The organism is Klebsiella sp. JN_Kp127, assembly GCF_040062505.1.
In the GTDB taxonomy this organism is placed as follows: domain Bacteria; phylum Pseudomonadota; class Gammaproteobacteria; order Enterobacterales; family Enterobacteriaceae; genus Klebsiella; species Klebsiella quasipneumoniae.
The window spans coordinates 12,973-32,395 of record NZ_JBEAHS010000011.1; the positions used below are offsets into that span (position 1 = coordinate 12,973).

Sequence of the window (19,423 nt, forward strand, 5' to 3'; positions counted from 1 at the left end):
TCAGGGAATCATACTATCTGGAGTGAACCATGTTAGAGCTTTTGAAAAGTCTGGTTTTTGCGGTCATCATGGTACCGGTGGTGATGGCGGTCATCCTGGGATTGATTTACGGTCTTGGCGAAGTGTTCAACCTCTTCTCCGGCGTCGGCCACAAAGATCGCAGCCAGCAAAATCATTGATTTCCCGGCGCCCGGTTTAACCGGGCGCTGTGCTATTTCCCTCCTGTATCATTTCCCTTCATTTTATTGTCCTGCGTCACTATAAAAACGCTTCGCATATCGTTATATTGTCGAGTACATAACGCATTGACAGGAGATTCAGATGACAGGTTCTTGGTTACGCGGGGTGGTCGGGGTATCGCTCACGCTGTGCGTCGCGGGTCAGGCGCTGGCGGCAGAAGGGAAAGTGACCGTTTTCGCGGCCGCGTCGTTAACCAACGCGATGCAGGATATCGCCCTGGCGTATAAGAAAGCGAAAAACGTCGAGGTCGTCTCGTCGTTTGCCTCGTCGTCGACGCTGGCGCGGCAGATTGAAGCAGGCGCCCCGGCGGACCTGTTTATCTCCGCCGATCAAAAGTGGATGGATTACGCGGCAGACAAAAAGGCCATCGATCCGGCGACCCGCGCCACCCTGCTTGGCAACAGCCTGGTAGTGGTGGCGCCGAAAGCCAGCGCGCAGGGGGCGATAACCATTGATGAGAAAACCGACTGGACCAGCCTGCTGAAAGGGGGCCGTCTGGCGGTGGGCGATCCGCAGCACGTTCCGGCAGGTATCTACGCCAAAGAAGCGCTGCAGAAACTGGGTGCCTGGGAGACCCTGTCGCCGAAGCTCGCCCCGGCGGAAGATGTGCGCGGCGCGCTGGCGCTGGTGGAGCGTAGCGAAGCGCCGCTGGGCATCGTCTACGGATCGGATGCCGTGGCCAGCAAAGGGGTGAAAGTGGTTGGCACTTTCCCGGAGGCGTCGCATCAGAAAGTCGAGTACCCGCTGGCGATTGTCGATGGCCACCGCAACGCGCCCGTGAGCGCTTTCTATGACTACCTGAAAGGGCCGGAAGCGTCGGCGATTTTTCAACGTTACGGATTTACCACCCGCTGATGTTTCTGAGCGAACCCGAATGGCAGGCGGTGCTGCTGAGCCTGAAAGTCTCCTCCCTGGCGGTGGCCCTGAGCCTGCCCTTTGGCATCTTTTTTTCCTGGCTGTTGGTCCGGCGCACCTTCCCCGGCAAGGCGCTGCTCGACAGCCTTCTCCATCTGCCGCTGGTGCTGCCGCCGGTGGTGGTGGGGTATCTGCTGCTGGTGGCCATGGGGCGGCGCGGGTTTATTGGCAGCTGGCTGTATGACTGGTTCGGCATCAGCTTTGCCTTCAGCTGGCGCGGGGCGGTGCTGGCGGCGGCGGTGATGTCTTTCCCGCTGATGGTGCGCGCCATCCGCCTGGCGCTGGAGGGGGTGGACATCAAACTGGAGCAGGCGGCGAGAACCCTCGGGGCCAGCCGCTGGCGGGTATTTTTCACCATTACGCTGCCGCTGACTCTGCCGGGAATTATTGTCGGCACGGTGCTGGCTTTCGCCCGCTCGTTAGGGGAGTTTGGCGCGACCATCACGTTCGTCTCCAATATTCCCGGTGAAACGCGCACCCTGCCTTCGGCGATGTACACCTTGATCCAGACCCCGGGCGGGGAGGGGGCGGCGGCCCGCCTCTGCCTCATTGCTATCGGCCTGGCGCTGGTCTCGCTCTTGATTTCAGAATGGCTGGCCCGCGTGAGCCGCCAGCGAATGGGAGGATCATGATGCTCGAGCTGGACTTTACCCAGACCCTCGGCAGCCACTGTCTGCAGATCCGTGAAACGCTGCCCAGCAGCGGGATCACCGCCATTTTTGGCGTCTCAGGCGCCGGGAAAACGTCGTTGATCAACGCTATCAGCGGCCTGACCCGGCCGCAGGTGGGGCGGATCGTCCTCAACGGCAGGGTGCTGAACGACACCGCGCAGCGTATCTGCCTGGCGCCGGAGCAGCGGCGGATCGGCTATGTATTTCAGGATGCGCGCCTGTTTCCCCACTATAAAGTGCGCGGCAATCTGCAGTACGGAATGGCGAAATCCATGGTCAGCCAGTTCGATAAGCTGGTGGAACTGCTGGGAATTGCGCCCTTGCTGGATCGGCTGCCGGGCCGGTTATCCGGCGGCGAAAAGCAGCGCGTGGCCATCGGCCGCGCCCTGCTGACCGCGCCGGAGCTGCTGCTGCTGGACGAGCCGCTGGCCTCGCTGGATATTCCGCGCAAACGCGAACTGTTGCCCTATCTGCAGCGGCTGGCGCAGGAGATCCATATTCCGATGCTCTACGTCAGCCACTCGCTGGACGAGATCCAGCATCTGGCCGATCGCGTGCTGGTGCTGGAGGCCGGTAAGGTGAAGGCTTTCGGTCCGCTGGAGGAGGTCTGGAGCAGCAGCGTGATGCACCCCTGGCTGCCGGCGGAACAGCAGAGTACGATCCTCAGCGCCACCGTCGCCGCGCAGCATCCGCAGTACGCGATGACCGCGCTGACGCTGGGGGATCAAATGCTGTGGGTCAACCGGCTCGATCGTCCCGCCGGGGAGAGCGCGCGGATCCGCATCCAGGCGTCGGACGTCTCGCTGGTGCTGGCCCAGCCGTCCGCAACCAGCATCCGCAATATCTTACGCGCCGAGGTGGTTCAGTGTCTGGAGGTCAACGGGCAGATTGAGGTTCAGCTCAGGGTGAGCGGCCATCCGCTGTGGGCTCGAATCAGCCCGTGGGCGCGGGATAACCTGGCGATAGCGCCAGGCCAGCAGGTATTTGCCCAGATCAAAAGCGTGTCGATTGCCGCCTGATCACAGCAGCTGACGGTAGATAAACTCGGCGATGCTGGCGGACTCATTGTCGCCGATGACCACGTTGGCGCGGGCTTTGACGTCGTCCACCGCATTACCCATCGCCACCCCGGTGCCTGCCGCTTCCAGCATACTCAGATCGTTGTAGTTATCGCCGAAGGCCACCACATTCTGCATCGACAGCCCCTGGTCAGCGACCCACTGCGCCAGGCGTTTGCCTTTGCTGTTGCCGGCGCGAGCGATATCCACCTGGTCGTGCCACGACCATTCGCACTCGAGGCCCAGCCTCTCGCCGACCTCCTGCGCAAAGCGCTGCAGACGGGGAATGTCGTCGTCGGTGAGGGCGAATTTCCATACCGCCTTGACCTCGCGGACCGCCTGCGCCAGCGAGTCGACCTGGCTGAAGACCGGGCGCTGATCCTCCGGTAACGCCTGCGCCCAGTTGCGGGTGCGGATCACATGCCCGGTGGGCTGTTCGTAAAGCATCGCGTCATCCACATAGGCCAGGCCGTGGATCTGCTGTTCGACGAGCATGGCGGTGAGGCTTACCGCGTGTTCCACCGACATAGGATCGGCCGCCAAAACCTTTTTTGCGTGATAATCATACAAATAAGTGCCATTACAACAAATTGCAGGTGTATCGAGAGCCAGTGCCTGATAAAAAGGATGAATAGCGACGTGATGACGTCCGGTAACGACGATCACTTGGTAGCCCGCCTCTCTGGCGCGGGCCAGCGCTTCCAGCGAAGCGGGCAGTATGGTTTTTTTGCTGGTGAGCAGGGTGCCGTCTAAATCCAGGGCAATCACGCGTGTTGTCATGTGTTATTTCCGGTTGATGTTGAAAAGTGACCTGGCCATGATGGTACACCGCCGTGGCGTCAGGACCAATTTTTCCACATCTGCCGTGAATGTCTGTATGCCCTTTGTGCCGCCGTCCGTCGATAATTCGGCGGGCGATGCGAGTATCATGGGCGGATGTCTTATAATTTTCAGGGTACCGTTATCCTGAAAATGAAAAATCCACGTGCAGTGAGGGAAGGAGTAGTCATGAAACAAACCGTTTATACCGCCAGCCCGGAAAGCCAACAAATCCACGTCTGGAGTCTTGAAGCGGACGGCAAACTGACGCTGGTGCAGGTGGTTGATGCCCCGGGACAGGTCCAGCCAATGGTGGTCAGCCCCAATAAGGAGTATCTGTACGTTGGCGTTCGTCCGGAGTTTCGCGTGTTAGCTTATCGCATCACGCCGGATAACGGGGCGTTGACCTTCGCAGGGGAAGCGGCGCTGCCGGGCAGCCCGACCCACATCTCAACCGATCATCATGGCCGCTTTGTCTTCAGCGCCTCCTACAATCAGGGCTGCGTCAGCGTGACCCCGCTGCAGGATGGTCTGCCGGGCGAAACCATCACCGTGGTGGACGGGCTGGAAGGCTGCCACTCGGCCAATATCTCCCCGGACAATCGTACCCTGTGGGTGCCGGCGCTGAAGCAGGATCGCATCTGCCTGTTTACCCTCAGCGAGGATGGTTTCCTCTCCGCCCAGGAGCCAGCGGAAGTCACCACCGTCGAAGGGGCGGGTCCGCGCCACATGGTGTTCCATCCGAACCAGCAGTATGGTTACTGCGTCAATGAGCTGAACAGCTCAATTGACGTCTGGGAGCTGAAAGACCCGAATGGCAATATCGAATGTGTACAAACTCTGGATATGATGCCGTCTGATTTCACCGGCGTGCGCTGGGCGGCGGATATTCATATCACTCTGGACGGGCGTCACCTGTACGCCTGCGATCGTACCGCCAGCATCATCACGGTGTTCAGCGTGTCGGAAGATGGCAGCGTGCTGGCGGTGGAGGGCTATCAGCCGACCGAAACCCAGCCGCGCGGCTTTAATCTCGATCACAGCGGTAAGTATCTGATTGCCGCCGGGCAGAAGTCGCACCATATCGCGGTATACGAAATTACCGGCGAGCAGGGGCTGCTGCAGGAGAAAGGTCGCTATGCGGTCGGGCAGGGGCCGATGTGGGTGGTAGTCAACGCCCACTGATCCGTCAGGCGTAAAAGAAAAAACCTCGCGTCAGCGAGGTTTTTTTTAACAGAGCGGACAGGCTCTGTCGGAAAGGGGTTGCCCTGGCGGGCCTGAAGCGTGACGGCCTTAGATATCGTCCATGGTGTAGCCGACGACGATCTCCAGCGTTTTACGGATCACGTCAGCGGTCACCACGTCATCGGTGCTTTCCAGCGCCTGAATCAGCCATAAAATAATGGCCTTATTGTTCAGGTGACCCTCGGACTGGAGAATACTGTTGATGGCCAGCGACATCACGGCGGACTCATCAACCAGCTTATCACCGGCGTTACGGAAATAGTCGGAGAGCGCGGTGTCCTGCAGTCCTGCGTAAATATCGGGTTGCTGATGCATAGTCTGTCTCATCACATTCTCACTCTGTGTTATTCACCACGGTTAGGATACTCAGTGGATCTTTTTACCTTCCGGCGCCATGGCGCTTTGCGCCGGCGATCCTCGGGTTTCCCAACGGCCATTGATTTTCTTTACCTGCAAAGGCGCTTGCTTCCGCTGACGGGCAAGCTTCGCGCAAATTTCTTCAATCACGGCAGCGATGACCTTTCTTCGCTGTCGGTCTGACTCTGTCGCCTGCATCAACCGAAGTCGAACCAGCAGGGTCGGGGTGGTAATAGGGCGATTCGTTTTCAGAAGCGCGAGTACCGCCTCGCCGATGATCTCATCGGTGATTTCCTCAGTTTCACTGCTATTCATAACCGTCTCACTGCATGCCACTCTCTCCCTGAATCTGCGAACGGGCATTCAGGTCAGCAGCAGGTTTATGGAAGCGATCGCCCCTCATCTGCTACTGCGGTGCAACAGGCGACGATCGATGACGTTATTCCTGATCGGCAAACAGCAGACCAATTAAGGTCTGATAGTGACTCTCTTCCTCGGGGGCACGGGCCCGGTCGAGGCGGCTCAACAGTTTAGTGCACAGCGCCTTGCGGTTGAGATGACGCCCTTCGTTGAGAATATCCATCACAATCTGACCCAGCGTTTCCTGCTGGGAAGGTAACGATGCTTTGTTGAAATACTGGGCAATTGCGTTCGCTGTATCTGGAATGTAACCATTCTGCTGCATATCTGCTCCTTACATTTCACTCATCTGTTAACTGTCATTAAACTTATACAATAATTGTTAACCTGTACACATAAAGTTGAACAATAATGATTCAGGTATGGTTAAATCATTGATTTTTAATAATTTATTTTTATGTGTTTTGTGCGATTCTGGCTTGTAAAGGTAGGATTTAACGGTGCACGTTGTACAAGAAAAGAAAAATGAAAAAGCCTTGCACAAAAAAGGGATTTTTAGTGTATCTTTTTTGTTAAGACAAAACGTAGTTTTACAAGACGATTAGCCTGATAACTGCTACTGTGAATGCTTACCCTCCCATCTGGAATCACTATGCTAACCACCATCATTTATCGCAGCCATATTTGCGACAATGTCTCATTCAAATCGATCGAGGCCATGGTTGCCAGGGCAAACGAAAGAAATGGGCAGGCGGACGTCACCGGTATTTTACTTTTTAACGGGACGCATTTTTTTCAACTCATTGAGGGGCCTGAAGAAAAGGTTCAGGATATTTATCAGCATATTTGCCGCGATCCCCGCCATTATAACCTGGTAGAGCTTCTGTGCGATTATGCGCCGTCCCGCCGTTTCGGTAAGGTCGGTATGGAACTGTTTGATTTACGGGAACATGATCGCGAGGAAGTGCTGCAGACGGTGATGGACCGCGGGACCACAAAATATCAGCTCACCTATGACGACCGGGCACTGCAATTTTTCCGCACCTTTGTCGAATCAACGGAAAAAGCGAACTATTTTGAGATTCCTTCCGCTGACAGCTGGGTATTTATCCCCGATCAGAATACTTTCTATCCTGATACGCCGATAATTGACAATAAGGAAAGCTGGTCCTTTGCCTTCCAGCCGATCGTCGACCCTTTCGCCTGCGAAATTATTTCGTGGGAAGCACTGTTACGCACACCGGACGGCCAGTCGCCTGGCGCCTATTTTGCCGGGCTTTCCGGGGACGATATTTATCTCGCCGATCTGCACAGTAAACGCGTCGCGCTGTCGCTGGCCGGGAAATTAGGCTTACGCAATAAGGCGTTAAGTATTAATTTACTGCCGATGACGCTGGTTAAAGCGCCGAACGCGGTGGGTTTCCTGCTCGATCAAATTCAGCGTAATGATCTTATTCCTGAACAGATTATTGTCGAGTTTACCGAACGGGAAGTGATTTCGCGGATGGATGATTTTACCGATGCGGTGCGAAAGCTAAAAGGGGCGGGCATCAATCTTGCCATCGATCACTTCGGCGCCGGGTTTGCCGGGCTGTCGCTGCTGGCGCAATACCAGCCCGACAGAATTAAAATCGACCATGAGCTGATCCGCAATATCCACCAGGATGGACCGCGCCAGTCAATTGTACAGGCGATTATCAAATGCTGTTTTTCGCTGGAGATTGCGGTCTCTGCCGTCGGCGTTGAGCGTGCTGAAGAGTGGATGTGGCTGGAATCAGCCGGTATTTCGCAGTTTCAGGGGAATTTGTTCGCCAGCGCGCGCCTGGGGGGCTTACCCGCCGTCGCCTGGCCGGAAAAAAAATAATCCACCGCGAAATCAGCTAACTATTTTTTCATCTTTTTCCCAAGCGCTGTGAGCCACAACCTGTTATCTTTATCTGTACAAGAAAATAGAGTTGTACAGGATGCCTGAATTCGTTAGTTTAGGTATTAAAGTATCAGGTTGATGTGAGGCTGCTATGGCGTTTTACAGTATCGGTGAAGTCGCCGAACGTTGCGGAATCAATCCGGTCACACTGCGCGCCTGGCAGCGTCGTTACGGTCTACTGAAACCGCAGCGTAGCGAAGGCGGGCATCGGCAATTTGATGAAGAAGATATCCTGCGCATTGAAGAGATCAAGCGCTGGATCGAGCGCGGCGTATCCGTCGGGAAAGTCAAAGCGCTGCTGGAGGGTAACCTGCCGGCGGCGCGCGACGAATCCGCGCATCTTCAGGAAGAGATGATGTCCATTCTGCGTTATATGCAGCCCGCCAGAATCCGTGCCAAATTACTGGCGCTAAGCCATCAACACCCCGTCGACACGCTCATCGACAGCCTGTTAGTGCCGGTACGTCAGCGTTTGAAGCTCGATCAGAATACCTCTCTGGTGATTAGTAGTTTGCTGGATGGTCTGCTGATTGACTGCGTGGCGCTGTTTCTCGCCGAAGCGCGTAAAAAGAACGGCAGGGAGACGCTGCTGGTGGGCTGGAGCAATGAGGACAGGACGCGTCTGTGGCTGGAGGCATGGCGTCTTTCCCAGCGCGGCTGGCACGTCAACGTCCTCGCCGAACCGCTGGAGTCGCCGCGGCCCGAGCTGTTCCCCGGGCAGCATATCTTCGTCTGGACCGGACGCGCCGCCACCCCTCTCCAGGAAGAGCTGCTCAGCCACTGGCAGGAGCAGGGCTTCAGCATCCATTTTCACGGTAATAATTAATCGCCCCGATCCGCAAAGCAGACCGGGGCTAACGCGCCGGGTTACAGGTGGATCTGGCTCCAGGATTTAAAGGTTTCGCTGCGGCTGATATTAAAAAAATCGGTCCTACCGCTACAGCCGAGCTTTTTAATCAGATTCAGCCGGATCTGATAAATGGTTTTAATATGCAGATTCAGCGACCGGCCAATGCTGGCGACCGCTTCGCCATTGCTGATAAGTTGAATAACTTTCTTTTCCCGCTCGGTAAACTGCACCGAGGCGCCCGGCGCCGGGTGGGTTTTATAGTAGCGGGTTGGCTGGTGCAGAAATATCTTTAACTCTTCCGGCGTTGAATTGGCCGGTAAGCGCAGCATAGGCAGTTCACTAAGAAAATTAAGATCGTTGCCTTCGGTTAACAAAATAAATAACGTATCCCGACGATTATAGTTATGCTGCAGTACCGCGAAATAATTGTCGCTGGTAAAGAAAACATGTTTTTTGCGAAAGTAAGATGCCGGCAGACTATTCAGGATCAGCGACATCCCATAGAGAAGAAAACGATTATCAAACCACAGATCGTAATGTTCAGTACGATAGCAGGTATTATGGTGTGACATTTTATTTGCCTCAGTTAGCCGATAGAGACCCAGGCGTGCCGGCACCGCAGGCTTAAGTCTGCTGCCAGCTCCGCGAGTTTAATTAATGATGAGGTTTGCTGTACAGCATATCCAGCGCCTGCAAATAGAGGTCGGAGAGTATTTCATTACTTTCCGTTTGCAGGCGATGCTGAATTTCCGTAATCATCCGCTCATTATTTATCGTTCTGTGCTGCTTAATGAGCGTATTTTCAATATTCTTCATCAGGGCCGAATTGAAGACAAACTCTGCTGGAATGGTATTTTTAATATGCATAGCTCGAACTCTCCCACGTATAACGCAAACTGACAATAAAAGTCGCTACGTACCATTGGTACGCGCCAAGTCACGAACAGGAAATGCAAAACCAGGAACCACCGCCTGACTTGCCGCGCCACCGTTAAACATCCCCGCTTCGTTGCGCAACAAGCAGTTAACACTCCAAACTATAGACGGTGATCCCATTATGTACAACTTTTTTCAGAACTATATGTACAACAGAACGGCTGATTTTTAGTTTGTATTTTTAGTTATTGATTTTAAATGGTTTAATTGCTTGCATAACTTGTACATAAAAGCCGGTTTGTGCAGGATCCACCTGTAAAACTAGCGGGAAGAGGCTGACGACAGGCGTGAGCTCAATGGGAAGGTATTGTGCTGGCTGGCGTGTTGGATGAAATCGCGCCGACGCAGGAAGGGGTACACAGCAACTCTGTCGTCGACAGGTGGCTTTCTTCCGCGTCGGACGCTGATCATAGCGGATATCAGGTGAGGTTTTGTCTGTTTTTTGCACAATCAGGTAAAGAGCAACACATCGGCCATTTCGTTAACGCTTCGGTCGGTTTGTTGGCGGATAAGGCGTGTGCTACGCTTTTTACTAGCGATGCGATGGTTCGGCATCGTTATCTTTCCCCCATTTCCCTGTCGGGTCTTTTACCCCTGTCACGACCGGTAAATACGGCAAAGGCAGTCTGTCTATGGACAGGCGTAGAGGTGTGAGGAGGGGAAATGCGCGGTAAATGCGTGATGCTCCTGGCCGGGTTAGCGACTCTCGCGCAGGCGAAAGAGATTAACCTCTATTCGGTGAATACCGGTTCCTATGTTTACCATCTGACCAATAATCACGGTCAATATACTGAGAATTTCGAGAACCACTTTTTCTCGGTGGAGCGGAAATTCTCTGACGACTCGAAATACAGCCTGCTGATTGGCACCATGAATAACAGTTTCGACGATCGCTGTCTGGCGCTGGGGGTGAGAAGAGACTGGTACCACAACGGCAGCGGGTGGACCTTCAAAGGCGTTTACGGCTATACCGGCGAATTCTTCTTCGACGCCTTCGAGCATTGCGGCGATCATGGCTCCTATAAAGATTTTAAGGACGCCACCGGGATCGGCTTTTCACCCTATATCTACCATGCTATCCAGTACAACTTTACCGACTATTTCGCCCTTGAGAGCGGCATTATTATTCCCAGCGTGTTTGTGATCAGCATCCAGTGGAGCTTCCGCTAAGTTGCCGCGTCGTTTGTTACAGGGTTATCACCTTCCTGAGCAGCGTACTGGAGAGCGCGGCGAGGGAAATGAGCACCGACAGGACAAACGTTAGGGCAATCACTCCCAGCTTGGTGGCTAACGAGTGAATAGGGATCAGCATCACCAGCAGGTGAAAAACGGAGTAGTGCAAAATATAGACCCCGGTCATCGCTTTGCTAACCGTCGCCAGCACGGCCTCCTTCAGTTCGCGGTTCTTTTTAAACTGCACGGCGTTAGCGGCGATCACCAGCAGGACGATCAGAATATAAATCTGCGACCCCGTGAGAATGAACGCATTGCGATCGGCTTTAAACAGCGCGAAGAAAAAGTGGCGTTCATAAAACCAGGTAAATAAATAGACAAAGGGCAGGGCGATAATGGCGGCTTTAATCACCCGCGGGTCGCGTATCCACTCCGTGACCCGCGGATCGTTAAATAACTGCCCGGTTAAATAAAAAAGTAGCCACGTCCACAGACGATACTGCGGCGCCAGGCTGAAAAGATGTCTTTCCGGGTAGAGCACCGAGAGCAGGTCGTAACCATAAGAGCAGCACAGTAGCGTCAGGACCACGGAGAAAAACAGACCGCGCCGCTGGCTGAGCCAGGCAATCAGGGGATGGAAGGTATAGATGACAATCAGGGCGAAAATAAACCAGGGCTGGATCAGATAGCCGCGCTGGTAAGGCTCCCAGACATAATAGACCGTCACCCAAAACAGAAAGACGATCACCACGCTTTTAATTTTACCAATTTGCCAGTTGGCGTCGTGTCGCGTTTGCGCATCAAGATAGCCGGCAACCACAAAAAACAGCGGCGTGGCGATGGTCGAGACAAAGGTCAGCAGCCCGAGGATCCAGTGATAGTCATAATCAAAGCGATCCCAGGTGTTATAGATGGTGAAAAAAGTCACCGCTGTCATACAGCCGAGTGTCTTAATAATGCTCAGACCGGTACTGTTCATCGTTGAGGCGTCATATCCTTATGGTGAAAGCAGGCGTAAATCACCGGCAGAACCAGCAACGTCAGCACGGTGGCGAAGGCCAGACCGAACATAATCACCACTGCCATACTCTGGAAAAAAACATCGCGCAGCAGCGGGGCAAGGCCAAGCACGGTGGTGAAGGCGGTCAGCAGGATCGGCCGCAGACGAGATGTTGCCGCATCAATGATCGCTTGTCGTTGATCTTTCTCCTGTTTTTGTTGCTCTATCTCTTCCACCAGCACAATGCCGTTGCGGATCAGCATGCCGCTGAGGCTGAGAAGGCCGATTAAGGCCATAAAGCCGAAGGGGATGCCGGTCAGCAAAAAGCCGGGCGTGACGCCGATCAGCGCCAGCGGGACGGTCAGCCAGATGGCGACAGCGTTTTTCAGCGAACTGAACATCAGCACCGTAATGATAAACATCACCAGATAGCCAAGCGGCAGGGTCGTGAACAGCCCTTGCTGTGCTTCACTGGAGTTCTCGGCATCGCCGCCCCATTCGATGCGATAGCCATGCGGCAGCATCAATGCGTCAATGCGCGGTTTCACCCGGGCGAGAATATCACCCGAGGTTTGGCCGCTTTGCGGGCTGGGATCGGTCTGGACCGTCAGCACCCGGGTGCGATCCCGGCGGAGAATCAAGGGATCTTCCCACTCCAGGGAGAAGCCATGGATGACGTTACTCAACGGGATATACTGCTGGCGGCTCTGGCTCCAGACCAGCACGTTATGCAGATGGTTGGCATCCTGTCGCTCCGCTGCCGGCGGCCGGACGATCACCGGCAGCAGATCGGCGCCCTCGCGATATAACCCGGCGCGACTGCCGGAGAAATTCATCTCCAGCGCGTTATCAATGTCCTGTTTATCCACCCCCAGCTCGCGCCCCAGCGCTAGGGAGTACTGCGGGCGGATCACCTTGCTGCGGTTCTGCCAGTCGTTACGCACGCTGTCGGTCGCCGGATCCTCAGCGAGAATATCGCTCACCTGACTGGCCAGCGCGCGCAGCGTATCCGGGTCAGGGCCCTTAATGCGCACTTCAATCGCGCTATCCCCGGAGGGGCCGAACATAATGCGTTTGGTGCTGGCGTTCACCTGCGGGTAGTTTCTGGCGATCCAGGTTTCGACGTGGCGGGTGACGGGGGCGATGCCGCGCTGGTCGTCCATCCGCACCATAATCTGCGCGTAGTTGCTGTACTGCCGCTGACCGCTGTAGGTAAGAATAAAACGCATACTGCCCTGGCCAATGGTGGCGACGGTGGTGACCACCCCCGGCTGGCCGGCGATCGACCGCTCAATATCGCGGGTCATCTGCTCGGTGGCGTTAATATCGGTACCGTAGGGCAGCCACAGGTCGACAAAGAAAATGGGCGTATTCGATGACGGAAAGAAATTCTGCCGCACGAAGGTGAAGCCCCAGATCGCCGCGGCCAGCAGGGCGCCCATCAGCACCAGGGTCAGGGTCTTTTGCTGCAGCAGTATTCGCAGCGTCTGCTGATAGCCACGGTAAAAGCGGCCGCGGTAGGGATCGGCTTTCTCCTCCGGCGCGGCGGCCGGCGGGGCGTGTTTAAACAACCACCACTTAATGAGCACCGGAGTGATGGTCAGGGCGGAGAACCAGCTGAGCATCAGGGAGATCAGCAGCACCTGGAACAGGGATTTGCAATACTCTCCGGTGGAGTCCTGCGAGAGGCCAATCGGCGCGAAGGCGAGGATGGCGATGACCGTGGCGCCGAGCAGCGGCAGGGCGGAGCGGCGGATCACATAGTTAATGGCGCCCAGCAGCGGCGATCCTTGCTGGCGGGCGATAAGCACCCCTTCGACAATGACAATGGCATTATCCACCAGCATACTCAGGGCGATGATCAGCGCCCCGAGGGAGATCCGCTGTAACTCGATCCCCCAGACAAACATGATAAGCAGGGTGCCGAGGACGTTGAGCGCCAGCGACAGGGCGATAATGATCCCGCTGCGTACTCCCATGAACACCAGCAGCACGCCGACCACGATCGCCAGGGCCATCAGGAAGTTGGTAATAAAGCCATTGACCGAGTGGGCGACCTCAGACGCCTGATCGTAAAAAATGGCGATATCGATACCCGCCGGTTTGTCGGCGGCCATCTGCTGGAGGCGGGCTTCAAGGGCGTGCCCGACGTCAATGACGTTGACGCCAGGAATAAAAGAGACCCCCATGGTCACCGCCTGGCGGCCGTTGGCATGATAAATACTGGACGGCGAGTCAGTCAGCCCGCGCGACAGCGTGGCAATATCCCGCAGTCGAGTGGTGGCGCTGGCGCCGTGAGGGCTGACCAGCAGATCCCCCAGTTCATCGATGCTCTGAAACTCCCCGGTGGGGTGTAGGCGGATCGATTCGCTGCCAACGCGGATCTCTCCGGCGCTGGACACCACGTTGAGCCGGGTCAGGATAGCGGCGAGCTGGTTGAGCGTGATCCCGCGCGCCGCCATTTTCGCCAGCGAGATATCAACATTGATCTGTTGCGGAATGACGCCGCCGATAGCGACTTTACCGACCCCAGGAACCAGCACCAGCTCCCGACGCAGCTGTTCGGCATAGCGCACCAGCTCGGGGTTGGTAAAACTGTCGCCCGAGATAGCGAAGAAAAAGCCAAACACATCGCCAAAGTCATCGTTGACGAAGGGGGTCACTACGCCAGGGGGGAAAAGTCGGCTGGCGTCACCGACGCGGCGACGTAGCTCATCCCAGATTTGCGGCAGCTCGCTGGAATGGTACTGCGAAGCGATATTCACCGTAATTTGCGATAAGCCATTTGAGGAGATGGAGCTGACGTTATCCAGTGAGGGAAGCTGCTGAATCGCGTTTTCCAGCGGCAGGGTCACCTCCTCCTCCACCTGTTGAGCGGACGCGCCCGGGTAGTGGGTCACGATCACCGCCGTTTTGATGGTGAAGGCAGGATCTTCCAGACGGCCGATATTGAGCAGGGCGAACAGACCACCCACCCCCAGCAGCAGAATGGCTAACCAGACGCGGGTCGGGTTATTAATAAACTGACGGGAAATGTCCATTTATAATCCTCGTTCACGCGTCCAGATCCGCACCGGCTGCCCGGCATGCAGCTCGCTCACGCCCGCCGCGACCACCTCTTCACCCGCGCGGAGACCGTCGGTGATGGCCACTCCCTGCGAGGTCACCTCGCCGACCGTGACCTTGCGCTCCTCAAGAAACCGATGCGCGTTGTCGCCTTTTACCACCCAGACGACCGGTTCATTCTTCGGCCGGTTATCCGGGTTAAACACCGCCTCTACCGGCACCATGAGCGTTTCCCTTCCGGCGCTGGCCGGTAAATTGCCGAGATTGACCGTCACGGTGCCGCTGACCCCGCCGACGGTGGGAAAATCATCCGGCCGCGGCATGGTTAAAATGATCTGCCAGGTAAGGGTGCTGTTGTCACTGCTGCCGGTATGCTCTTTGTATTCCGCCGTAAATTCGCGGCCCGGCAGGGTATTGATCCTGACGACGGGGCGGTAGGCGGTATTGCGGATATCCAGGGAGGTGAACAGATTTTCGGGAATGCTGAAGACCACATCCAGCAGGTCGGTACGCGTCAGGGTGATCACCGGCTGGCCGGCGACGACCACCTGATGGTTGCGGATATGCACGCCGGCGGCAATCCCGCCGAAGGGCGCGGTGAGGCTCATTTGCGCCAGCTCTTCACGGGCGATTTTTAAGGCCGCGTTGGCGGCATCGCGATTGGCGCGCTGCACGTCCATCTCCGCCTGGGAAATCGCCTGACGTCCCGCCAGGGTCTGGAAGCGATCAAACTGACGCTGGGCGAGGGTGGCCGCCGTTTGTCGCTCATTGACCCGCTGTTGGGCCTCGCGGGCATTCAGGCGCGCCAGCGTTTGCCCCTGGGCGATGGTCGCCCCCTGGCGAATATCCAGCGATTCCACCTGGCCCCCCCGCTTAAACGACAGCTCGGTGGAGTCGCCAGACTCGATACGTGCCGGAAACGTTCGCTGCTGGGTATTGCCCACGGCGGTCACCTGCGCCACCTTGACCATGCGCGGGGCGGACTCGACGGACGGCGATTTCTGATCGCAAGCGGTTGTAAATAAAATAACAACCGGGATGAGAGAAAAATAACGGTTCACAGTATTCCCCTCAGATTCAGGATTTATTTTACATTTTTATTACGCGGCGCACGCTTATTCGGCGAGGGCGGCGACAACCAGATAGGTGAATAGTCCCACCAGCGTGCAGGCGACAATGGCCAGCGCGACAAATAATCCCAGACGTAACAGGCTATAACCAAACATGATTTTCTCCCTTTACTCCCACCCGAACCGCGAATGTCATTTAATTCGGCCCCCACGGTGACCACCGGACATTCGGAGCGGCACTCCTGCTTGTAATCAGCATAGTCGGAGAAAAGGTGAAGTGTTAAAAAAGAGCATACCGCGAGCGGCAGCGGCACTGTTGGGGAAAACGCAGGAGATCTGCAGGGAATATGTGGTTTTTATAATATTTTTCAGTCTATTAATCCGTCATTTTATAATGTTAATTTTCCTGTGCTACGTTTAATAACATCTATTCCGCTCGCCGCTTCTGTTGTTGAGATTTCGTTCCTCCCCAAGTATGGGGTTATTCATCACTACGCATTGTATTGGTAATAAAAGGATTATCTCATGTATAAAAATATCGTTGTTCCCGTTGACGTGTTTGATGCAGGCCTGGCCGACAAAGCCCTTTCTCATGCGAAATTCCTCGCCCAGCATTCTTCCGGGCAAATTCATCTTGTCCATGTCATTCCGGCATTCTCTCCGGTGTTAACGCGCGGATTTATCTCTGATGCGCGAAAGATGGAAGACCATTTGATTAATACCGCTAAGGAAAAACTGACTGAGCTGGTCAAAAAAAATGGCCTTGCGGAAGACGCCAGCCATCTTTATGTGCGCAGTGGCAATGTTCGCGATCAAGTGATTGCTCTGGCCGATGAGCTACAAGCGGACGTGGTGATTGTCGGTTCGCGCAACCCGGGGATTCAGACCCACCTGCTGGGCTCGGAAGCGGCCAATATCGTGCGCTATGCCCATGTACCGGTTTTCGTTGTGCGCTGATGACGGCGGGATGTCGTCCTGACTTCCGCTTCAGAAATCGAGGGAGAGAGTATGAATACAGATAAACCGGGGGCGCCCTATTATCAGCGCTCCGTCGAGGAGACGCTCGTCAGCGTACAGAGTTCGCCGGACGGGATTAGCGGAACAGAGGCGGCCACGCGCCTGCAGCAGTATGGCGAAAACGCCCTGCCGCAGAAGCCGGGTAAACCCGCCTGGCTGCGTTTTATTGTGCATTTTAACGATGTGCTGATCTACGTCCTGCTGGCGGCGGCGCTGCTGAAGGCGGTAATGGGCCACTGGATCGACATGTCAGTGATCCTCGCGGTGGCGGTGGTCAATGCGCTGATCGGCTTCATTCAGGAGAGTAATGCGGAAAAATCGCTGCAGAGTATCCGCAATATGCTGTCCAGCGAGGCGGTGGTGATCCGACAGGGCAACCATGAAACCATCCCCACCACCTCGCTGGTACCCGGCGATATCGTGGTGATCCGCGCCGGCGACCGTATCCCCGCCGATTTACGGGTGATTGAGGCGCACAACCTGCGGGTGGAAGAGGCGATCCTCACCGGCGAGTCGACGGTGGTGGAAAAAACCACCGAGCCGCTAAGCGGCGATTTACCGCTCGGCGATCGCAGCAACCTGTTGTTTTCCGGGACCACCGTCAGCTCAGGGGCGGGGAAAGGGATCGTGGTGGCCACCGGCGGCGATACCGAGCTGGGCCACATCAACCAAATGATGGCGGGCATTGAGAAGCACCGCACGCCGCTGCTGGTGCAGATGGACAAGCTGGGCAAAGCCATCTTCATCCTGATTCTGGTGATGATGGCGGCGCTGTTCGTCTTTAGCCTGCTGTTCCGTGATATGCCGGTCTCCGAACTGATGCTGTCGTTGATTAGCCTCGCGGTGGCCTCGGTCCCGGAAGGGTTGCCGGCGATTATCTCGATTATTCTGTCGCTCGGCGTGCAGGCGATGGCCCGCCAGAAAGCGATTATCCGCAAGCTGCCGACGGTAGAAACCCTCGGCGCGATGACCGTTATCTGTTCGGATAAAACCGGGACCCTGACCATGAACGAAATGACGGTGAAGGCGGTGATCACCGCGGACAGCGTCTATCGGGTGGAAGGGGACAGCTATGAGCCGGTCGGTAAAATCCATGCTATCGACGACCCGTCGCCGGTTGCGGTGGCGCCAGGATCGCTTCTTGAGCGCTATCTGCGCACCATCGATCTGTGTAACGACAGCCAGCTTATCAAAGAGGAAAGCGGGCTGTGGAAAATCACCGGCGGCCCCACCGAGGGGGCATTGAAGGTGCTGGCGGCGAAGATAACCCTGCCGCCGCAGCCCAGCGAGCTGCGCAGTAAAATTCCTTTTGATTCGCAATATAAATACATGTCGACGCTTTACCGGCTGGGCGAAGAGGAGGTGGTGCTGGTCACCGGCGCGCCGGATGTTCTGTTCCGCCTGTGCCAGTATCAGCAGAGCGACAGCGGGTTGCAGCCGCTGGATCTCCCGTACTGGGAAAGCAAAATTGAAGAGTACGCCCGGGAGGGGCTGCGAATGGTGGCCGCGGCCTGGAAGCCGGCTGCCGCAGGCCAGACCGAGCTGACCCATCAGGATCTACAGCAGGGGGTCATTTTATTAGGGGTTGCCGGGATGATGGATCCGCCGCGTCCGGAAGCGATCACGGCGATTGCCGACTGCCTGCAGGCCGGGATCCGCGTGAAGATGATCACCGGCGACCACCCGCAAACGGCGATGAGCATCGGCAAAATGCTGGGGATTGGCAATGCGGGGAACGCCATTACCGGGCGCGAGCTGGAGGTGATGGACGACGCGCAGCTGAGCGTGGCCGCGCAGCAGTTCGATATCTTCGCCCGCACCAGCCCGGAAGATAAGTTCCGTCTGGTGCAGGCTCTGCAGAGCAAGAAAGAGATTGTCGGCATGACCGGAGACGGGGTGAACGATGCCCCGGCGCTGAAGCAGGCTGACGTCGGCGTGGCGATGGGGATCAAGGGGACCGAGGTGACCAAGGAAGCCGCCGATATGGTGCTGACCGATGACAATTTCGCCACCATCGCCAGCGCGGTCCGCGAGGGGCGCCGGGTGTATGACAACCTGAAAAAAACCATTCTTTTTGTCATGCCGACCAACCTTGCGCAGGGGTTACTGATCGTGATCGCGCTGCTGGCGGGCAACGTACTGCCGCTGACGCCGGTGCTGATCCTGTGGATGAACATGGCCACCTCCGCCACGCTGTCGTTTGGTCTGGCGTTTGAAGCCGGTGAGAAAAATATTATGCGGCGGCCGCCGCGCGACCCGAAACTGCACGTGATGGACGGCTTTGCCATCTGGCGCGTGGCGTTTGTGGGGTCGATGATTGCGGTCAGCGCTTTTATTCTCGAAGCCTGGCTGCAGCCGCGCGGCTATTCGCCGGAGTTTATCCGTACCGTGCTGTTGCAGACTCTGGTCACCGCCCAGTGGTTCTATATGCTGAACTGCCGCGTGTCGGATGGTTTCTCGTTGACCAAAGGTCTGCTGGCTAACAAAGGGATCTGGATCGTCAGCGGCGTGCTGCTGGTGCTGCAGCTGCTGATTATCTATGCGCCGTTTATGCAGATGCTGTTCGGCACCACCGGGCTGCCGTTCCGCTACTGGGTGATCACCTTTATCATCGGCTTTGCCATGTTCCTGATTGTGGAGCTGGAAAAACCGCTGACCCGCAAATGGCGGACCGCCTGACGGCGTGAAGCATTGAACGAAAAAGGAAAGAGGGGGCATC

Annotated in this window: 19 protein-coding genes; 10 read left to right on the forward strand and 9 right to left on the reverse strand. The window is 56.3% G+C overall.

Features of this window, described 5'->3' with window-relative positions; genetic code table 11:
* The first annotated feature begins 29 nt into the window (after positions 1-29).
* From ABLV04_RS06855 to modC, 4 genes are all read left to right on the forward strand, one after another.
* Positions 30-179 (forward strand): AcrZ family multidrug efflux pump-associated protein, encoded by a 150-nt coding sequence (locus ABLV04_RS06855; RefSeq protein WP_002895156.1) that lies wholly within the window; start codon positions 30-32, stop codon positions 177-179.
* A 142-nt stretch (positions 180-321) separates the two neighbouring features.
* Positions 322-1,095, forward strand: coding sequence for a molybdate ABC transporter substrate-binding protein (gene modA / locus ABLV04_RS06860; protein ID WP_348815523.1), 774 nt, complete (start codon positions 322-324; stop codon positions 1,093-1,095).
* Positions 1,095-1,787: a molybdate ABC transporter permease subunit gene (modB, locus tag ABLV04_RS06865; RefSeq protein ID WP_023288889.1), complete on the forward strand. Its 693-nt coding sequence runs from the start codon at positions 1,095-1,097 to the stop codon at positions 1,785-1,787. Before modA ends, modB begins: the two co-directional genes overlap by 1 nt.
* Positions 1,787-2,845, forward strand: a complete 1,059-nt coding sequence (modC, locus tag ABLV04_RS06870; protein WP_348815529.1) for a molybdenum ABC transporter ATP-binding protein ModC — start codon at positions 1,787-1,789, stop codon at positions 2,843-2,845. Before modB ends, modC begins: the two co-directional genes overlap by 1 nt.
* On the opposite strand, the gene ABLV04_RS06875 is transcribed toward modC, so the two are convergent.
* A complete protein-coding gene (locus ABLV04_RS06875; RefSeq protein ID WP_180266174.1) occupies positions 2,846-3,664 on the reverse strand; it encodes a pyridoxal phosphatase in 819 nt (272 codons plus the stop codon). It lies immediately after the preceding gene.
* A 228-nt stretch (positions 3,665-3,892) separates the two neighbouring features.
* On the opposite strand from ABLV04_RS06875, the gene pgl reads away from it, so the two are divergent.
* Complete coding sequence (gene pgl / locus ABLV04_RS06880) at positions 3,893-4,888, forward strand: 6-phosphogluconolactonase (protein WP_348815525.1); 996 nt, start codon at positions 3,893-3,895, stop codon at positions 4,886-4,888.
* Positions 4,889-4,996: 108 nt separating this feature from the next.
* Here pgl and ABLV04_RS06885 read toward each other — a convergent pair whose 3' ends face one another.
* The 3 genes from ABLV04_RS06885 to ycgZ form a co-directional block, all read right to left on the reverse strand.
* Positions 4,997-5,263 (reverse strand): biofilm development regulator YmgB/AriR family protein, encoded by a 267-nt coding sequence (locus ABLV04_RS06885; RefSeq protein WP_004886050.1) that lies wholly within the window; start codon positions 5,261-5,263, stop codon positions 4,997-4,999.
* Positions 5,264-5,314: 51 nt separating this feature from the next.
* Positions 5,315-5,620: a hypothetical protein gene (locus ABLV04_RS06890; RefSeq protein WP_023288893.1), complete on the reverse strand. Its 306-nt coding sequence runs from the start codon at positions 5,618-5,620 to the stop codon at positions 5,315-5,317.
* A gap of 124 nt (positions 5,621-5,744) precedes the next feature.
* Positions 5,745-5,990 carry a regulatory protein YcgZ gene (gene ycgZ / locus ABLV04_RS06895; protein ID WP_023288894.1) on the reverse strand — a complete coding sequence of 82 codons (246 nt, stop codon included), beginning with the start codon at positions 5,988-5,990 and terminating at the stop codon, positions 5,745-5,747.
* 327 nt (positions 5,991-6,317) lie between these two features.
* Between ycgZ and ABLV04_RS06900 the strand changes: the two genes are divergently transcribed.
* Both ABLV04_RS06900 and ABLV04_RS06905 read left to right on the forward strand, forming a co-directional pair.
* Complete coding sequence (locus tag ABLV04_RS06900; RefSeq protein ID WP_023288895.1) at positions 6,318-7,529, forward strand: diguanylate phosphodiesterase; 1,212 nt, start codon at positions 6,318-6,320, stop codon at positions 7,527-7,529.
* A 154-nt stretch (positions 7,530-7,683) separates the two neighbouring features.
* Positions 7,684-8,418, forward strand: a complete 735-nt coding sequence (locus tag ABLV04_RS06905) for a MerR family transcriptional regulator (protein WP_023288896.1) — start codon at positions 7,684-7,686, stop codon at positions 8,416-8,418.
* A 41-nt stretch (positions 8,419-8,459) separates the two neighbouring features.
* Here the strand turns inward: ABLV04_RS06905 and ABLV04_RS06910 are convergent, their stop codons facing one another.
* Together ABLV04_RS06910 and ABLV04_RS06915 are read right to left on the reverse strand one after the other, a co-directional pair.
* The gene (locus tag ABLV04_RS06910) at positions 8,460-9,014 is read right to left on the reverse strand and encodes a helix-turn-helix transcriptional regulator (RefSeq protein WP_017899620.1); all 555 of its coding nucleotides are present in this window, start codon (positions 9,012-9,014) and stop codon (positions 8,460-8,462) included.
* 82 nt (positions 9,015-9,096) lie between these two features.
* A complete protein-coding gene (locus ABLV04_RS06915; RefSeq protein WP_023288897.1) occupies positions 9,097-9,309 on the reverse strand; it encodes a biofilm development regulator YmgB/AriR family protein in 213 nt (70 codons plus the stop codon).
* A 732-nt stretch (positions 9,310-10,041) separates the two neighbouring features.
* Between ABLV04_RS06915 and ABLV04_RS06920 the strand changes: the two genes are divergently transcribed.
* Positions 10,042-10,548, forward strand: a complete 507-nt coding sequence (locus tag ABLV04_RS06920; RefSeq protein WP_348815526.1) for a hypothetical protein — start codon at positions 10,042-10,044, stop codon at positions 10,546-10,548.
* 16 nt (positions 10,549-10,564) lie between these two features.
* On the opposite strand, the gene ABLV04_RS06925 is transcribed toward ABLV04_RS06920, so the two are convergent.
* The 3 genes from ABLV04_RS06925 to ABLV04_RS06935 are packed head-to-tail and all read right to left on the reverse strand — an operon-like array spanning position 10,565 to position 15,678.
* Positions 10,565-11,488, reverse strand: a complete 924-nt coding sequence (locus ABLV04_RS06925) for an acyltransferase family protein (RefSeq protein WP_072199205.1) — start codon at positions 11,486-11,488, stop codon at positions 10,565-10,567.
* Positions 11,489-11,526: 38 nt separating this feature from the next.
* Positions 11,527-14,592, reverse strand: coding sequence for an efflux RND transporter permease subunit (locus ABLV04_RS06930; protein ID WP_348815527.1), 3,066 nt, complete (start codon positions 14,590-14,592; stop codon positions 11,527-11,529).
* Positions 14,593-15,678 (reverse strand): efflux RND transporter periplasmic adaptor subunit, encoded by a 1,086-nt coding sequence (locus ABLV04_RS06935; RefSeq protein WP_180266176.1) that lies wholly within the window; start codon positions 15,676-15,678, stop codon positions 14,593-14,595.
* A gap of 534 nt (positions 15,679-16,212) precedes the next feature.
* Between ABLV04_RS06935 and ABLV04_RS06940 the strand changes: the two genes are divergently transcribed.
* Positions 16,213-16,644: a universal stress protein gene (locus tag ABLV04_RS06940; RefSeq protein ID WP_023288902.1), complete on the forward strand. Its 432-nt coding sequence runs from the start codon at positions 16,213-16,215 to the stop codon at positions 16,642-16,644.
* 51 nt (positions 16,645-16,695) lie between these two features.
* The gene (locus ABLV04_RS06945) at positions 16,696-19,383 is read left to right on the forward strand and encodes a cation-transporting P-type ATPase (protein WP_180266177.1); all 2,688 of its coding nucleotides are present in this window, start codon (positions 16,696-16,698) and stop codon (positions 19,381-19,383) included.
* Positions 19,384-19,423 lie beyond the last annotated feature (40 nt).

Bases quoted from the DNA above. Each gene is read 5' to 3' on its own strand.
- ABLV04_RS06855 (WP_002895156.1), top strand. From the start codon at position 30: ATGTTAGAGCTTTTGAAAAGTCTGGTTTTTGCGGTCATCATGGTACCG.
- modA (WP_348815523.1), top strand. From the start codon at position 322: ATGACAGGTTCTTGGTTACGCGGGGTGGTCGGGGTATCGCTCACGCTG.
- modB (WP_023288889.1), top strand. From the start codon at position 1,095: ATGTTTCTGAGCGAACCCGAATGGCAGGCGGTGCTGCTGAGCCTGAAA.
- modC (WP_348815529.1), top strand. From the start codon at position 1,787: ATGCTCGAGCTGGACTTTACCCAGACCCTCGGCAGCCACTGTCTGCAG.
- ABLV04_RS06875 (WP_180266174.1), bottom strand. From the start codon at position 3,664: ATGACAACACGCGTGATTGCCCTGGATTTAGACGGCACCCTGCTCACC.
- pgl (WP_348815525.1), top strand. From the start codon at position 3,893: ATGAAACAAACCGTTTATACCGCCAGCCCGGAAAGCCAACAAATCCAC.
- ABLV04_RS06885 (WP_004886050.1), bottom strand. From the start codon at position 5,263: ATGCATCAGCAACCCGATATTTACGCAGGACTGCAGGACACCGCGCTC.
- ABLV04_RS06890 (WP_023288893.1), bottom strand. From the start codon at position 5,620: ATGAATAGCAGTGAAACTGAGGAAATCACCGATGAGATCATCGGCGAG.
- ycgZ (WP_023288894.1), bottom strand. From the start codon at position 5,990: ATGCAGCAGAATGGTTACATTCCAGATACAGCGAACGCAATTGCCCAG.
- ABLV04_RS06900 (WP_023288895.1), top strand. From the start codon at position 6,318: ATGCTAACCACCATCATTTATCGCAGCCATATTTGCGACAATGTCTCA.
- ABLV04_RS06905 (WP_023288896.1), top strand. From the start codon at position 7,684: ATGGCGTTTTACAGTATCGGTGAAGTCGCCGAACGTTGCGGAATCAAT.
- ABLV04_RS06910 (WP_017899620.1), bottom strand. From the start codon at position 9,014: ATGTCACACCATAATACCTGCTATCGTACTGAACATTACGATCTGTGG.
- ABLV04_RS06915 (WP_023288897.1), bottom strand. From the start codon at position 9,309: ATGCATATTAAAAATACCATTCCAGCAGAGTTTGTCTTCAATTCGGCC.
- ABLV04_RS06920 (WP_348815526.1), top strand. From the start codon at position 10,042: ATGCGCGGTAAATGCGTGATGCTCCTGGCCGGGTTAGCGACTCTCGCG.
- ABLV04_RS06925 (WP_072199205.1), bottom strand. From the start codon at position 11,488: ATGACAGCGGTGACTTTTTTCACCATCTATAACACCTGGGATCGCTTT.
- ABLV04_RS06930 (WP_348815527.1), bottom strand. From the start codon at position 14,592: ATGGACATTTCCCGTCAGTTTATTAATAACCCGACCCGCGTCTGGTTA.
- ABLV04_RS06940 (WP_023288902.1), top strand. From the start codon at position 16,213: ATGTATAAAAATATCGTTGTTCCCGTTGACGTGTTTGATGCAGGCCTG.
- ABLV04_RS06945 (WP_180266177.1), top strand. From the start codon at position 16,696: ATGAATACAGATAAACCGGGGGCGCCCTATTATCAGCGCTCCGTCGAG.